A 14,773-nucleotide genomic window follows, 5' to 3' on the forward strand; every position below is an offset into this window, starting at 1 on the left:
TCATTCGTTTATATGGCTCGTTATACAGGTCCTAAAACAAAAATTGCCCGTAAGTTCGGTGATCCCATCTTTGGGCCGAGCAAAGCTTTACAAAAAAAGAGCTATCCTCCTGGTCAGCATGGGCGGGGCAGACGCCGTAAGCAATCAGAATATGCTATGCAGCTGATGGCTAAGCAAAAGGCTAAGTATACCTACGGTGTATTAGAGCGTCAGTTTGCTAACTTATTTGATAAAGCAAGTCGTAGCAAAGGTATTACCGGTGAGGTTTTATTACAATTGCTGGAGGCTCGCTTAGATAATGTAGTGTATCGCTTAGGCATTGCACCCACCCGGCGCGGTGCTCGTCAGCTCGTTTCGCACAAACATATTGTCGTAAACGGCGAAGTAGTAAATATTCCTTCTTATCACTTGAAGCCGGGTGATTTGATAGGAGTGCGAGAAAAGTCAAAGTCATTGTTAGCAGTGACCGAGAGTGTAGCATCGCATAGTCCAAAAGTAAAGCAATATTCTTGGTTGGAGTGGGATGGCAAGGAGCTTACTGGTCGCTTCAGCTCACAACCTAGTCGAGAAGATATTCCTGAAAACATCCAGGAGCAACTGATCGTTGAGCTTTACTCTAAATAATTTTACAGTACAAATAATAATCACTACCCACAAATTATGTCCATACTTGCATTTCAAATGCCCGAAAAAGTGGTGATGGAAAAGGCTGATAATTTTCACGGCCTTTTTACTTTTAAGCCACTGGAGCGAGGGTACGCAGTTACGATAGGTAATGCATTACGAAGGATTCTTCTTTCCTCTTTGGAAGGATACGCCATCACGGGTATTAAAATTCCGGGCGTGTTACACGAGTTTTCTTCTATTGACGGTGTAGTAGAAGATCTTTCGGAAATTATCTTGAACCTTAAGATGGTTCGCTTTAAGAAAGTAACTGAAGATTTTGTTGAAAATAAAGTCGTAATCCCTTTGCGGGGACAAAGCACTTTTACTGGTGCTGATATTCAAAATCACACCACTTCTTTCGAGATTCTTAATCCAGAACACGTAATCGCCCACTTAGATGATTCCGTAGATTTGGAGGTAGAACTGTACGTGGACAAAGGAAGAGGATATATTCCTAGCGAAGAGAATAGCCAAAACGATCAGAATGCTGGATATATTCCGCTAGATGCCGTATTCTCGCCTATTAAAAATGTTACGTTTGAAGTGGAGAATACTCGGGTTGAGCAGAAGACTGACTTTGAACAGTTACTGATTGACATTCAAACCGATGGTTCAATCCACCCGGAAGATGCGTTGAAAGGTGCTGCCAATATTCTTATCAAGCACTTCATGCTATTCTCTGACCAAAGTATGGTGCTGGAGTCGCCTCAGCAAGGTGAACCTGATGCAGTAGATGAAGAGATGCTTCACATGCGTAAGCTTCTTAAAACCCCACTGAATGATCTAGATCTTTCAGTGCGGGCTTACAATTGCTTGAAAGCTGCTGATGTGAAAACGCTAGGCGATTTGGCTCAGTTAGAAATATCAGATATGATGAAGTTTCGAAACTTTGGAAAGAAGTCCCTGGCGGAGCTAGAGCAGCTCATTCAAGACAAGAATCTTTCGTTCGGAATGGATTTAACAAAATACAAGTTAGAAGAAGATTAATCACCCAACTGGGTGTGGTAAAGAAATAGAGCCATGAGACACGGCAAGCGATTTAATCATTTAGGAAGAACCTCTTCGCATCGGAAATCTACGTTGGCGAACATGGCATCTTCGCTCATTATTCACAAGCGATTGACGACTACTGTGGCTAAAGCAAAAGCCCTTCGTCAGTACGTAGAACCATTGATTACTAGATCAAAGGTAGATAGCACTCATTCCCGAAGAGTTGTTTTTTCTTACTTAAAGGACAAAGACTCTTCTCGGGTTTTGTTTGACGAAGTAGCTGAAAAAGTAGCGGAACGGCCAGGAGGGTACACTCGGATTATCAAGCTAGGCAATCGTTTGGGTGACAACGCTGAAATGTGCATGATTGAACTGGTTGATTTCAACGAAATATACAACCAAGAAGAAAAGCAAGCCAAAACCAAAACTCGCCGAAGCCGACGAGGGGGTAAAAAGAAGATCGATACTTCTACTCAAGCGGCAGCCACTTCTGAGGCTGTAACTGAAACTGAAGAACCTCAGACTGCCGAGGAAAGTGCAGTAGAAGAGGAAACTGTAGAGTTGAGTGGTGAAGTGGTGGTTGAAGATACTACTACTGAGGCTGAAACTGAAACAGCCCAGGAAGTAGAAGCTAGTACAGCGACTGAAGAGCAAGTAGAATCAGATGATCAGCCCCAGGCAGAAGATGCACCTTCTGAAGAAGATGATGAAAAAGAATCTAAAGGGTAATTTAATAGCCTTGTAAGCATAGAAAGGGAATTGTTCGGTAAACGAATGATTCCCTTTTTTTTTACTTCATATTTTACAAACTTGCCACCAACTTAAACACTATGCAGCATTCGGAAATACCCCAACGCCCCGCCGTACTACTTTTAGAAGATGGCACTCACTTTGAGGGTGAAGCCATTGGTAAAATTGGGATGAGTGGAGGAGAGATCTGTTTCAATACAGGCATGACGGGTTACCAAGAAATTTATACCGACCCATCGTACTACGGTCAGATTATCGTTAATACCACGGCTCATATTGGCAATTACGGAGTACTGGATACCGAAGAAGAGTCAGAACATCCGCAGATACGCGCCATTGTGGTTAATTCCTTTTCTAACGGCTACAGCCGTAAGCAGGCTGATAGCGATCTGCAAAAGTATCTGGAAGAACATCAAATAGTGGGCATTACCAATATTGATACGCGGAAGTTGGTTCGGCATATTCGTTCCAAAGGAGCGATGAACGCCATTATTTCCTCCGAAGATCTTTCGGTAGAATCGCTAAAAAATAAGTTAGCCGAGGTTCCATCGATGGAAGGGTTAGAACTATCCAGCGAAGTTTCTACCAAAGAAGCTTTTCTGCTCGGCGATAGTGATGCGCCCCTTAAAGTAGCAGTGTTGGATATAGGAATAAAAACATCAATTCTGAATAACCTACTGAAGCGAGGCTGCCAATGCAAAGTGTTTCCGGCCCGTACTACCTACGCCGAGATGCTAGAGTGGAACCCCGATGGTTTCTTTATTTCTAACGGCCCGGGTGACCCCAGTGCGATGGACTACGCCGTGGAAACGGTGAAGGAAATTGTTAAGAATGACCATCCCTTGTTTGGCATATGTTTAGGCCATCAGTTGTTGGGATTGGCTAATGGTATTGCTACTTACAAAATGCACCACGGGCACCGCGGTCTAAACCATCCGGTAAAAAATCTGAAAACCGGTTTGAGTGAAATGACCTCTCAAAATCATGGCTTTTCCGTAGACTTGGATAAGGCAGAAGGTGCCGACGAGGTAGAAGTAACTCACCTGAATCTTAATGATAATACGGTAGCTGGATTGCAGGTGAAAAACAAAAAAGCCTTTTCGGTGCAGTATCATCCTGAATCTTCACCGGGGCCTCATGATTCCCGCTATCTATTTGATCAATTTGTGGCACTGATGGAGAAATAAAACTTTTTTAAAATTAAAAATTAACGAAACAATGAGCATTATAAAGAAAATACACGCCCGACAGATATTAGATTCTCGCGGTAATCCAACGGTTGAAGTAGATGTTATTACCGCTCAAGACGTACTAGGGCGGGCGGCGGTTCCATCGGGAGCTTCTACCGGAAAGCACGAAGCTGTAGAGTTGCGAGATGACGATAAATCTCGCTTTATGGGGAAAGGAGTGACCAAGGCGGTTGAAAATGTCAACACTAAAATTGCAGAAAAACTTTTAGGAGTTTCGGTGTTTGAGCAAAACCTGATTGACCAGATAATGATTGAGCTAGATGGCTCAGATAATAAGTCTGTTTTGGGAGCCAATGCTATGTTGGGAGTTTCGCTGGCGGTAGCCAAAGCAGCCGCTCAATCAGTGCATCAACCACTCTTTCGCTACATTGGCGGAGTGAACGCCAACACGCTACCGGTACCTATGATGAATATTCTGAACGGTGGCAGCCACGCTGACAATGCGATTGACTTTCAGGAGTTTATGGTGATGCCCGTGAAGGCGGAAACTTTTTCTGAAGCGTTACGCATGGGAACGGAAGTGTTTCACCACCTGAAAAAAGTACTAAAAGATAAGAATCTCTCTACCAACGTAGGCGATGAGGGCGGTTTCGCCCCGAATATCGAATCCAATGTAGAAGCAATTGAGGTGGTGCTGCAAGCTATCGAGAATGCTGGATACAAACCCGGCGAAGAGATGTTTATTGCGATGGATGCTGCTTCATCCGAGTTCTACGACGAGGAGAACAAAATCTATCACTTCTCTTCTACCGGTGATAAGCTATCTTCGCAAGAAATGGCTGATTACTGGAAAGATTGGGTGGATAAGTACCCCATTATTTCTATTGAAGACGGAATGCACGAAGATGATTGGGACGGTTGGAAAGCCCACACCGAAAGTATTGGCGATAAAGTGCAGCTAGTAGGTGATGACCTCTTTGTAACCAATGTAAACCGACTACAGCGAGGTATTGACGAACATATTGGCAATGCTATTCTTATTAAAGTGAACCAAATTGGTACTCTAACCGAGACCATTAACGCGGTAAATTTGGCGAAAAGAAATGGTTATAAGAGCGTGATGTCACATCGTTCGGGTGAGACCGAAGACAATACAATTGCTGATTTAGCCGTTGCTCTTAATACCGGGCAAATAAAAACTGGGTCAGCTTCCCGTTCTGATCGGATGGCGAAATATAACCAACTCATCCGTATTGAAGAAGCGCTAGGATTGACCGCATTTTACCCCAATCAACTGCTGTAAAACAGTAGGACGCAAGAGGAAGAATATTTTTCCGGTAAAATTAGGTATATTGTTATAACTAAACGAACATGGAAATACCGAAAATACCGTCGTGGCTGAGAAATTTTTTCTTCCTCTTTACCTTGGGTTTTCTGCTTTGGATGTTTTTTCTCGACATCAATGATCTGCCCTCTCAGTTCCAAAGAAGCCAAGAGATACGTTCTCTAGAACAGGAAAAGGCCTTTTATGAACAGGAAATAGAGAAAGTGAAAGGTGACCGCAAGAAATTGCTGACCGACGATGCCATGCTAGAGAAGTTTGCCCGGGAGAAATACTTAATGAAGAAGCCCAGCGAGGATGTATATGTACTGGAAAAACAGTAAAACTACGAACCGACTAAAACTGATACTGCTACTCTGGGGAGTGATTGGTATCAGTCAATTTTCTGTCGCTCAGGAAGAAGGCGAAGATCAAGTGCAAGAGGAAGATGAGAGTTATTATCAGAGACCGTCTATTCTCGATAAACTAGCACCGGGAGGAAATTTTAGTCTACAATTTGGTACGATAACCTACATTGAGGTATCACCGATGGTGGGTTACCGCTTTACGAATAATTTTACGGCCGGGCCAGGCTTTACGTATCGCTATTTTAAAGTACGGGGGTTTGAGGCTTCGAGCATCTATGGCCCTCGGTTTTTTGCTCGCTACGTAATCAGTCGGCAGTTCTTTTTGCAATCTGAGTACGAAAATCTCAGTGTAGAGTTCCCTACCGGTGATCCCCGGACGCCTGTTACCCGAGAGTGGGTTCCTGGATTGTTTGTTGGCGGAGGCTTGTTTCAACCAATTGGTCAACGGGCTGGTATTATGGTTGGAGCATTTTACAACCTTAGTCACGATAATATTCGGTCGCCTTACAATAGTCCTTGGGTTTTTAACGTAGGTCTTACACTTTAGCCGGAAACGCTATCCCAAATTTTTCGGATAGCTGACGAAGACTATCGCTTACTGGCGGTAGTAGCGGAATACCCTGCTTCTTTCTTAGCACCTCTTGCTCTCGCTCCGGGTCGCCCGGAATCAGTACTTTCTCCTGACCATCTGCTGGCTGGGCACTGCGGAAAGCACCAATCCACTGGTCCATGTGCTGCTTAAACTCTTCAACCGGACGAAAAGCATCGGTCCGCATTGCTCCTACAAAGTGTCCCATTCCTTTACCTACCGGATTAGCCGAAGGTTCTAGAAAAGCCACAAAAGGAGGCACCCAAGGACCGTAATTTGCCCCGGACAGTACCGCCGAAAAAATATCAACCCAAGCACCTAAGCAGTATCCTTTGTGGCTGCCGTGTTCTTTATCACCTCCCAATGGTAGCAGTGCCCCACCGTTAGCTACTTCTTTCGGGTTTTGAGAGGGTGCTCCGTCGCTAGTTTGGATCCAACCCAACGGTGCCGACTGACTTTTCCGCTGGAGGATTTCCAGTTTACCATTGGCTACCGTGGTAGTAGCAAAGTCAGCCACGAAAGGGGGTTCGGTGCCTGCGGGGATTGCTACGGCAATGGGGTTTGTACCCAGTAATCGGTCTTTAGAAAAAGTAGGAGCCACCAGCGGGCTGGCGTTGGTCATCGCCACACCAATCATATCTTGCTGCAACGGAAGCATAGCGTGATACCCCGCTATACCAAAATGATTAGAATTTCGAATGGCTACCCAGCCAGTGCCCACTTTTGCCGCTTTTTCCATCGCAATTTTCATGGCTTCGGGAGCAACTACCAATCCGAGTCCCTGGTCTCCGTCTACTACCGCGGTGCTGGGGGTTTGGTGTACGGTGGTGATGTTAGGCCGAGCATTGATTCTACCTTTCTCCCATAGCCTGACATAGCCAATCAGTCGGGCAATGCCGTGGGAGTCAATACCTCGTAGGTCGGCAGAAGCAAGCACACGGGCGGCTAATTCGGCCTGTTCGGTAGAGCAGCCTATTTTCTTAAAGATAGCCGTAGAAAAATCGGAAAGCGAGTCAGCGGAGAAATGTTCCATAGTGATTAGGCAGTGCAGTGGGCACAGTAGGTACGACAAAAATATAGAATAATCTGAATTAGCTAAACCGTTGGGCTAACTGGGTAACTAAACCTTCTTTCAAAGCGTAGGATGAGATTTGAATAGTATGAATCTGGTAGGTCTCCAGTGCGTATTGAATCAGCCAAGCCGCCGGTACAATCATATCCACCCGCATTTCAATCATTCCCGGAATGGCTAGTCGTTGCGCTCGGTTCAATCGGGAAAAGTCTTGCAACATCCGTTGGAATGCTGCTTGAGTTAATGGGAGCTCAGTAGCACCTGCTTCCACTTGTATAGTATCCCGATGCTGATAAATCTCACTTAAGGTATCGAAGGTACCGGATGCGCCAACCAGTATTTTAGGGCGATGCCGTTCAACGATAGCTGAAAGCGGGACTAGCTTTTCTGAGAAATAACCTTTCAGTGCCTGAATATTATCTTCAGTGATAGGGTCTTGAATATCGAAACGATCAAGCAGCCGTTGAGCACCAATCTCGAAGCTTTGCTTCCACAGAATTTGCTCTTGATTGCAAAGAATAAACTCTACGCTTCCACCTCCAATGTCCATAATCAGTGAATTCTCACTGGATAAAGCAATTGCCTGACGCACCCCGTAGTAAATATACTTTGCTTCCTGATCGCCCGAAATGACATTTACCACAATGCCCGTTTTTTGCTTAATCTTAGCCACTAATGTTTGCCCATTTTTAGCATTGCGGAAAGCACTGGTCGCCGTGCAATGAACGCGATCAATCGGAACTTGATGATCTTCCAGTTTAAGCCTGAATTTTGTCAAGGCGGCTAAAGCTCGTTCTTCGGCTTCAGGGGTAATAAATCCTTGATTAATACTTCCTTGCCCAATCATCACCGGAATACGCTCCCGATAAATAATACTAAAATTTTTACTGGGTTGTATTTCGGCTATTAATAAGTGAAAGGTATTGGTACCCAGATCAATAGTTGCGACGAAATTATTCATGTAATTATTAACGGAATAAATAAACGCTTATGTCATGCAAAGGGTGCAAAATTAAGGTTTTACGCTATCTTTGAAATGCCTGAATGAAAACTACAACATGGAAAAACAGCCCAGAGGTTCATCTACCAATAACGGCGATACAAGAGCCGAAAAAAACAGTATTCTAGCCCAAAAAAGCCAAGATGCTGAATTGGGTGGAGGTCAAAAACGCATCGATGCTCAGCACAATAAAGGTAAACTCACCGCTCGCGAACGGCTGGAGTTACTGCTGGACAAAGGAAGTTTTCAGGAGATAGGAAAATTCGTAGAACACCGATCCCACGAGTTTGGGTTGGAGAAACAGCGCTTCTTAGGCGACGGAGTAGTGACAGGATATGGACGAATCAGTAGGCGACTGGTATACGTATTTTCCCAAGACTTTACGGTGTTCGGAGGGTCGCTGTCCGAAGCGCACGCGGAGAAGATCGTCCGAATTATGGAGCTGGCGATGAAAAACGGAGCCCCGGTGATTGGTCTGAACGATTCGGGTGGGGCGCGTATTCAGGAAGGCGTAGTTTCGCTGGGCGGTTATGCAGATATTTTTTACCGGAATACGTTAGCCTCCGGTTTAATCCCCCAAATCTCAGCGGTGATGGGGCCTTGTGCCGGGGGAGCCGTGTATTCGCCCGCTATTACCGATTTTATTCTGATGGTGGAAAATACCTCCTACATGTTTGTCACCGGGCCAAATGTAGTGAAAACCGTAACCCACGAAGAAGTAAGCTCAGAAGAATTGGGAGGAGCAATGACCCACAGTACCAAGAGCGGAGTTACACACTTCCGCGATGCTAATGAGTTGCAGTGCATCCGGCGTATTCAGCAGTTGCTTTCTTATATGCCCCAAAATTGCGAAGAAGATCCGCCTCAATTACCGTATTCGGCTAAGGAAAGTGAGCAACGACCGGCTCTCAATAACATTGTGCCAGACAATCCCAACCAACCCTACGATATGCGAGAGGTAGTAGCAGGGATTGTTGATACAGATAGCTTTTTGGAAGTTCACCAAGATTACGCCGAAAATATTATTGTCGGATTTGCCCGGTTGGGCGGAAGAAGTATCGGAATTGTGGGAAACCAGCCGGCGAGCTTAGCCGGAGTGTTGGATATTAACGCTAGTAAAAAAGGAGCCCGATTTGTCCGCTTCTGTGATTCATTTAATATTCCGTTGCTGGTGTTGGAAGATGTACCCGGCTTTCTGCCTGGCACTGATCAGGAATGGAACGCTATTATTACTAACGGAGCGAAATTGCTCTACGCTTTTAGCGAAGCCACGGTGCCCCGCGTAACGGTGATTACCCGCAAAGCTTACGGCGGAGCCTACGATGTGATGAATTCGAAGCACATTGGAGCGGATATGAACTACGCTTGGCCATCGGCTGAAATTGCGGTGATGGGAGCCAAAGGAGCGGCGGAAATTATTTTTAAGAGAGAAATTAAGCAAGCGGAAAACCCGGAAGAACAACTACAGAAGAAAGTTGACGAGTATACCGAAACTTTTGCTAACCCGTACCGAGCCGCCAGTCGAGGCTACGTTGACGAGGTAATTTACCCCGAAGATACCCGAACCAAGCTGCTGCTAGCGTTTGAGATGCTAGAAAATAAGGTGGATAAATTGCCGAAGAAGAAACACGGAAACATTCCGTTGTAGAGAAACACTATTGGCTACCGACATTGCTTAGTATCGTTTGATTGATGAGAAACTTACTGTTTTTGTTGCTAACCATGAATTCTCTTTGGAGTTGTGATTCAACAACGCAACAAAAAGATAAATTGCCGAAGCATATTGGATTGATAGAATATGATCCAAAATCTGATACACTAAACTTTGAAGTTTGTCACGAAGATTTGCTTTATCCCTATTTCCACCATCTTGATGTCAGTTATGCAGGTGAAAAGCCTGCAATGGTCGACAAGTATAAAACACTTTTCAAACCTTCAGCAAAACCAGAGAACGGGTACATCACCATCAGGTTTATTGTGAACTGTACCGGTGAAGCCGGTCGGTTTCGTGTGATAGAGATGGACGAGAATTATACACTGAAAAGCTTTAGTAATGAACTTGTCACACAGCTATACGAAATTACTAGATCGTTGGAGGGGTGGGATGTTTTGGAAAGTGATAACCAATCCTATGATTATGTGCGTTACATAACCTTCAAAATCCATAATGGTGAGATAAAAGATATAATGCCGTGATTCTAAAAGAAATAGTAACGCTAAGTCTGCTATTATGGACATTATGGGCTTATTCGCAGCCCAACTGTAATCTATATAAAGAAGATTCTAGTTGTTATAGTGCTTGTTTAGAGGTTGAGAAAGCCGTTATGCACTACAGTGGAGATGAATCTTTTCAAAATCATCTTTTGAACGCTATAGCACTCTGCCCCGAATTTCATCATGCTTACTTTGAGTTATCGGTGAATTATGCAAAAAGAGGCTTAATGCATGAATGGGTAAAGCTAATTGATAAAGCAGTAGAGATTTCACCCGTAGATCATCTTGGTTGGAGAGGTTGGTATCACTGGTTTTTTATGAACAATTACGAAAAAGCAATTGCAGATATAGATAGTTTAGATGCTTTAACAGATAACGATTTAGGAACTACTGGCGACGGGCTATATCACCTTAATATTCTTAAAGGGCTTTGCTATAAGGGATTAGGTAAGGTTGAAAGAGCCATTCAAATTATAGAGGCAAGTGTGAAAGACGAAGAATACAACCAAGGTGCATACGACTACCTTCATTTGGGGGTTCTTTATCTCGAGCTTCGCCAACCGGCAAAAGCATTGGCGGCGTTTGAGAAACAAAATCTATACAACAAAATTAGCGAGGGATATTTTTACTCAGCCAGAGCCAATCGACAACTTGGGAACACCAAGGAAGCACTTGATTTGTTGAACCTAGCTCTTGAAACTTATGATAGTGATTTTGCAATGTACGATCCCTACAGGCAGTTAATGGACGAAATATATCGGGTAGACATTGAATCGGAAATAGTATCTATAACCAATAACTAGCGAGTTTAATAAGTCATAAGTTTACTTGGGCATTAGAGAAAAGCTACTAGGTTCGTAATACAATGTTGAGCTAGGATGCGCTCGTAAGGTATCTGGGTAAATAAGCATGTGATAAAATAATTATCCTTGTACCTTGCGTCTCTATGCCTGTGCTTGTCCGACATATTTTTTGGTTGCTCATGATTCCGGTAGGAGTATTCGCGCAATCTTCTACCAGCCAGGAAATGACGTGGATGTTCTACAACGTAGAAAACCTGTTTGATGTGCAGGACGACTCCCTCACTCGCGATGAGGCATTTTTACCCGCTGGAGATCGGCACTGGACGTACGGAAGATTTCTTAAAAAGTTAAATTATACCTATAAAGTTATTGTGGGGGTAGGAGAGTGGAACCCCCCAGCAATTATTGGGTTAGCCGAAGTAGAAAATCGTTACGTATTAGAAGCTTTACTGCGTGAGACTCCGTTGCATCGTTTTGGTTACCAGGTTATTCACCAAGAGTCGCCCGATGCTCGTGGGATTGATGTGGCGTTATTGTTCCGATCAGAATTGGTTGATATTCAGGCACAGGATTTTATCTCAGTCGTATTACCCAATGGGCGAAAGACGCGAGACATTTTGTATGTACAAGTGGCATTGCCCAATCAGGAAGAGGTTCATCTTTACGTAAACCATTGGCCTTCCCGATATAGCGGGACTAAAGTATCAGAAGAATCGCGACTACAGGCGGCAACCATATTGACTGCTCATATTGGGAGCGTACTTTCCCACGAATCGGATGCTCGGATTTTGGTAACCGGAGACTTCAACGATTCACCCGAAGATGTGAGCATGAAATATTTGGTAGAACAGCTACCTATCAAAAATATTAGTGATTACCAATTTGAAGGCACGCACAAGCATCAGGGTGAGTGGGGAGTTTTAGATCAATGGCTAGCCTCAGAAAACTGGCTTGACCGTGGAGCGAGCTGGTATATTGAAAGCAATCGAGGGCAGGTCTATCACCCCGAATGGCTACTGGAATCAGATGAAGCTCACTTAGGGTTTAAGCCCAACCGAACCTACGTAGGTTTTCGGTATCAGGGCGGCTTTAGCGATCATTTACCCGTATTTATTCGGCTTATTTCGCCATCTTCAATAAGTAGTTTAGAACAATAACTGTTAAAGTATATTTTCCAAAATGGAGTCTATCAGTAGTAGTATGTTGGTTCCCGCCCGCTTGGTGTTTCTAATGTGGGGCGTATTTTTTCTGGATCAGCTCTATCCGATAGATTTGGCCATGTTTGGTATTTTACCCCGCACCATCCGAGGGTTAATAGGGATTATAACCGCCCCAATGTTGCATGGATCGGTAACGCATTTGGTTTCTAATACCATGCCGGTACTAATTTTAGGGACCGTGCTGTTTATGTTTTACCGTCGGGTAGCAAATCAGGTATTTTTGCAGTGTTATTTTTTTACGGGTGTCTTGGTATGGCTATTTGCCCGCACATCTATTCACATTGGTGCCAGCGGACTTATCTACGGTCTGGCATTTTTCCTGATTTTCTTTGGCTTGTTTCAGCGAGATTTTAAATCATTGCTGATATCAATCATTATACTAATTTCCTACGGTAGTATTTTCTACGGGGTGCTACCAACGCAGAGCTACGTTTCTTGGGAGTCTCATCTGTTAGGAGGGTTGGTAGGATTTTTAAATGCGGTGAATACCGGAACCCGCCGTTTACAAAAATACTAAATGCGCTCGTGTATCAGCGTGTTTGTGTACTTTCTGTAATTTTGAACACTTGAATATCGTTCCACGACGGCCTGAACACCGTTCCTCAACGGCTCAGACACCTCAACAGGATAGAAGCTCTTTCGCGTTTTCGTAGGCAATGCTGGATGGATTATTGCCACCGAGCATTTTAGCAATTTCTTCCACTCGTTCTTCTTCTGATAGTCGGCGAATGTTGGAGACCGCTTTTTCGGAGCTATTATCTTTATACACAAAGTAGTGGGCATCTCCCTTAGCAGCCACCTGGGGCAAATGGCTAATAGAAATTACTTGATGCTTATTGGCCATTTCTTTCATCATATTTACCATTTTGATGGCTATCTCGCCGGAGACCCCGGTATCAATCTCATCAAAAATAATGGTGGGTAGCGATGTTTTACTGGCTAAAATGTACTTGATACAAAACATCAGTCGGGAAAATTCGCCCCCGGAAGCTACACCGCGTAGTTCCTGAGGAGCAATTCCTTTGTTGGCACTAAACAAGATTACAATTTCATCGGTGCCAGAGTCAGTAGGCTCAACTTCCTGCCGTTCAATTTCTACCACTGCATCTGGGATACCCAAATTTCTGAGCAACTTAGTTAGCTCTTTCGCCAAAGGGGCGAAGGTTGCTTGGCGCGATTTTGTGAGCTTTTCGGCTGCTTCTTGCATTTCCCGATGAGAAACTTCCTGGACTTGTTTGAGACGGTTGATTTCTTCGTCGAGGTTATTTACTTGATCTACCTTTTCTTCTAGTTCCTGTTGTAACTCCAGAAGTTCAGGTACTGAGCTGCGCTGATGTTTCTGCTGGAGTTTGTACAGAAGGTCAAGGCGCTCTTGAGTGGCTTCTACCTTTTCTTGGTCAAAGTCTATTTTTAGTGCTTCACTTTCTACTTCACTGCTTACATCTCGCAATTCAATCAAGCAGCTTTCAATCCGCTGATAGATCGTCTCGTAAGCCGGAGAAAAACTAGCAATTTTGGTAACGGCTTGCTTCATTTGAGCCAGCAGCTGATCTACCGACACATCTTCGCCACCGCATAACAACTGAATGGTTTGTAGTTGCTCCTGAATATGCCCGGCATTCTCCATTACCTTTACGGTTTCCTCCAATTGCTCCTGTTCTCCGTCTTGTAGCGTAGCTCGGTGTAATTCTTCCAGCAAAAAACGATTGTAGTCATCTTCTTGACGAAGACGAGAGGCCTCAGTACTTACTCGCTCAAATTCTTGTTTGGCTCGGCGATACTGCTGATATTTTTTATAGTATGTCTTTCGGTGCTTCTCGTTGGCGGCGTAAGCATCAATGACCTCTCGCTGATAAGAATTATCTCCTAGCAGAAGCGTGTCGTGCTGACTATGAATATCGACTAGCAGATGACCAATACCTCGCATGGTCTCCAGTCTCACCGGGGTGTCGTTTACAAACGCCCGTGATTTGCCGCTGGGGCTAATCTCTCGTCGGAGAATACAAACCGGATCGTAGTCCAGTTCTTCCTGATCAAAGATAGATTCTAGGCTAAATTTATTAATGGTGAAAACTCCTTCAATGATACACTTGCGATCTTCGGAGTACAGCGAGCGAGTATCGGCTCGGTTACCCAATAGTAAACCAATTGCGCCAAGCATAATAGATTTTCCTGCTCCGGTCTCGCCTGTAATCATATTAAGCTTATCAGAAGGCCGCATCTCGAGCTCCTGAAGAAGTGCATAATTTTTTATGGTAAGACTCTGCAGCATACGTTTCTACTTGGCTATCGCTATCTGACTGGTGGTTTTTTAAAATGGGTAAAGTTACAACAGCAAATGGTGAAGCATGGTTTGGGAAGCCTACAGATATTCTGCTGTTAATACTCTACTCTCGAGTAAACACTAGTATGCAAAATTAAAGAATAAAATTCTTACGATAAGAATAAAGTAGGTAAATTTTATGTGAAGATTTAGAATAGCAAGTATCGGAGACCGGAGACCGGAGACCGGAGACCGGAGACCGGAGACCGGAGACCGGAGACCGGAGACCGGAATTTAAAATTGATCGCTGATGAAACCAAAATAATT

The 14,773-nt window shown here is 44.2% G+C and carries 15 protein-coding genes; 12 read left to right on the forward strand and 3 right to left on the reverse strand.

Features of this window, described 5'->3' with window-relative positions; translation table 11 throughout:
• The first annotated feature begins 12 nt into the window (after nucleotides 1-12).
• From rpsD to P0M28_RS24935, 7 genes are all read left to right on the forward strand, one after another.
• Nucleotides 13-624, forward strand: a complete 612-nt coding sequence (gene rpsD / locus P0M28_RS24905) for a 30S ribosomal protein S4 (protein WP_302206025.1) — start codon at nucleotides 13-15, stop codon at nucleotides 622-624.
• A 36-nt stretch (nucleotides 625-660) separates the two neighbouring features.
• Complete coding sequence (locus P0M28_RS24910) at nucleotides 661-1,653, forward strand: DNA-directed RNA polymerase subunit alpha (protein WP_302206027.1); 993 nt, start codon at nucleotides 661-663, stop codon at nucleotides 1,651-1,653.
• Between the two features lie 33 nt (nucleotides 1,654-1,686).
• On the forward strand, nucleotides 1,687-2,385 hold the full coding sequence (gene rplQ, locus P0M28_RS24915; RefSeq protein ID WP_302206028.1) for a 50S ribosomal protein L17: 699 nt from the start codon (nucleotides 1,687-1,689) through the stop codon (nucleotides 2,383-2,385).
• Between the two features lie 101 nt (nucleotides 2,386-2,486).
• Entirely contained in the window at nucleotides 2,487-3,593 is a 1,107-nt protein-coding gene (gene carA / locus P0M28_RS24920; RefSeq protein WP_302206030.1) for a glutamine-hydrolyzing carbamoyl-phosphate synthase small subunit, read from the forward strand.
• A gap of 31 nt (nucleotides 3,594-3,624) precedes the next feature.
• Nucleotides 3,625-4,899: a phosphopyruvate hydratase gene (gene eno, locus P0M28_RS24925; protein WP_302206032.1), complete on the forward strand. Its 1,275-nt coding sequence runs from the start codon at nucleotides 3,625-3,627 to the stop codon at nucleotides 4,897-4,899.
• A gap of 68 nt (nucleotides 4,900-4,967) precedes the next feature.
• A complete protein-coding gene (locus tag P0M28_RS24930; protein WP_302206034.1) occupies nucleotides 4,968-5,261 on the forward strand; it encodes an FtsB family cell division protein in 294 nt (97 codons plus the stop codon).
• A complete protein-coding gene (locus P0M28_RS24935; protein WP_302206035.1) occupies nucleotides 5,242-5,832 on the forward strand; it encodes a hypothetical protein in 591 nt (196 codons plus the stop codon). The genes P0M28_RS24930 and P0M28_RS24935 overlap by 20 nt, the downstream gene beginning before the upstream one ends.
• On the opposite strand, the gene P0M28_RS24940 is transcribed toward P0M28_RS24935, so the two are convergent.
• Both P0M28_RS24940 and P0M28_RS24945 read right to left on the reverse strand, forming a co-directional pair.
• A complete protein-coding gene (locus P0M28_RS24940; protein ID WP_302206037.1) occupies nucleotides 5,822-6,907 on the reverse strand; it encodes an Ldh family oxidoreductase in 1,086 nt (361 codons plus the stop codon). The genes P0M28_RS24935 and P0M28_RS24940 overlap by 11 nt on opposite strands.
• 58 nt (nucleotides 6,908-6,965) lie before the next feature.
• Nucleotides 6,966-7,907: a Ppx/GppA phosphatase family protein gene (locus P0M28_RS24945; RefSeq protein WP_302206039.1), complete on the reverse strand. Its 942-nt coding sequence runs from the start codon at nucleotides 7,905-7,907 to the stop codon at nucleotides 6,966-6,968.
• A gap of 97 nt (nucleotides 7,908-8,004) precedes the next feature.
• Between P0M28_RS24945 and P0M28_RS24950 the strand changes: the two genes are divergently transcribed.
• The 5 genes from P0M28_RS24950 (at nucleotide 8,005) to P0M28_RS24970 (ending at nucleotide 12,700) form a co-directional block, all read left to right on the forward strand.
• Nucleotides 8,005-9,594 (forward strand): acyl-CoA carboxylase subunit beta, encoded by a 1,590-nt coding sequence (locus P0M28_RS24950; protein ID WP_302206040.1) that lies wholly within the window; start codon nucleotides 8,005-8,007, stop codon nucleotides 9,592-9,594.
• Between the two features lie 74 nt (nucleotides 9,595-9,668).
• Nucleotides 9,669-10,142, forward strand: coding sequence for a hypothetical protein (locus P0M28_RS24955; RefSeq protein ID WP_302206042.1), 474 nt, complete (start codon nucleotides 9,669-9,671; stop codon nucleotides 10,140-10,142).
• Nucleotides 10,139-10,963: a tetratricopeptide repeat protein gene (locus P0M28_RS24960; RefSeq protein WP_302206043.1), complete on the forward strand. Its 825-nt coding sequence runs from the start codon at nucleotides 10,139-10,141 to the stop codon at nucleotides 10,961-10,963. Before P0M28_RS24955 ends, P0M28_RS24960 begins: the two co-directional genes overlap by 4 nt.
• Before the next feature lie 143 nt (nucleotides 10,964-11,106).
• Nucleotides 11,107-12,120, forward strand: a complete 1,014-nt coding sequence (locus tag P0M28_RS24965) for an endonuclease/exonuclease/phosphatase family protein (RefSeq protein ID WP_302206044.1) — start codon at nucleotides 11,107-11,109, stop codon at nucleotides 12,118-12,120.
• Nucleotides 12,121-12,142: 22 nt separating this feature from the next.
• Nucleotides 12,143-12,700 (forward strand): rhomboid family intramembrane serine protease, encoded by a 558-nt coding sequence (locus P0M28_RS24970; RefSeq protein ID WP_302206045.1) that lies wholly within the window; start codon nucleotides 12,143-12,145, stop codon nucleotides 12,698-12,700.
• Between the two features lie 102 nt (nucleotides 12,701-12,802).
• On the opposite strand, the gene recN is transcribed toward P0M28_RS24970, so the two are convergent.
• Nucleotides 12,803-14,455 (reverse strand): DNA repair protein RecN, encoded by a 1,653-nt coding sequence (gene recN / locus P0M28_RS24975; protein WP_302206046.1) that lies wholly within the window; start codon nucleotides 14,453-14,455, stop codon nucleotides 12,803-12,805.
• Between the last annotated feature and the right edge of the window lie 318 nt (nucleotides 14,456-14,773).

It is taken from the genome of Tunicatimonas pelagia, assembly GCF_030506325.1.
Lineage (GTDB): Bacteria > Bacteroidota > Bacteroidia > Cytophagales > Cyclobacteriaceae > Tunicatimonas > Tunicatimonas pelagia.

Bases quoted from the DNA above. Each gene is read 5' to 3' on its own strand.
- rpsD (WP_302206025.1), top strand. From the start codon at position 13: ATGGCTCGTTATACAGGTCCTAAAACAAAAATTGCCCGTAAGTTCGGT.
- P0M28_RS24910 (WP_302206027.1), top strand. From the start codon at position 661: ATGTCCATACTTGCATTTCAAATGCCCGAAAAAGTGGTGATGGAAAAG.
- rplQ (WP_302206028.1), top strand. From the start codon at position 1,687: ATGAGACACGGCAAGCGATTTAATCATTTAGGAAGAACCTCTTCGCAT.
- carA (WP_302206030.1), top strand. From the start codon at position 2,487: ATGCAGCATTCGGAAATACCCCAACGCCCCGCCGTACTACTTTTAGAA.
- eno (WP_302206032.1), top strand. From the start codon at position 3,625: ATGAGCATTATAAAGAAAATACACGCCCGACAGATATTAGATTCTCGC.
- P0M28_RS24930 (WP_302206034.1), top strand. From the start codon at position 4,968: ATGGAAATACCGAAAATACCGTCGTGGCTGAGAAATTTTTTCTTCCTC.
- P0M28_RS24935 (WP_302206035.1), top strand. From the start codon at position 5,242: ATGTACTGGAAAAACAGTAAAACTACGAACCGACTAAAACTGATACTG.
- P0M28_RS24940 (WP_302206037.1), bottom strand. From the start codon at position 6,907: ATGGAACATTTCTCCGCTGACTCGCTTTCCGATTTTTCTACGGCTATC.
- P0M28_RS24945 (WP_302206039.1), bottom strand. From the start codon at position 7,907: ATGAATAATTTCGTCGCAACTATTGATCTGGGTACCAATACCTTTCAC.
- P0M28_RS24950 (WP_302206040.1), top strand. From the start codon at position 8,005: ATGGAAAAACAGCCCAGAGGTTCATCTACCAATAACGGCGATACAAGA.
- P0M28_RS24955 (WP_302206042.1), top strand. From the start codon at position 9,669: ATGAATTCTCTTTGGAGTTGTGATTCAACAACGCAACAAAAAGATAAA.
- P0M28_RS24965 (WP_302206044.1), top strand. From the start codon at position 11,107: ATGCCTGTGCTTGTCCGACATATTTTTTGGTTGCTCATGATTCCGGTA.
- P0M28_RS24970 (WP_302206045.1), top strand. From the start codon at position 12,143: ATGGAGTCTATCAGTAGTAGTATGTTGGTTCCCGCCCGCTTGGTGTTT.
- recN (WP_302206046.1), bottom strand. From the start codon at position 14,455: ATGCTGCAGAGTCTTACCATAAAAAATTATGCACTTCTTCAGGAGCTC.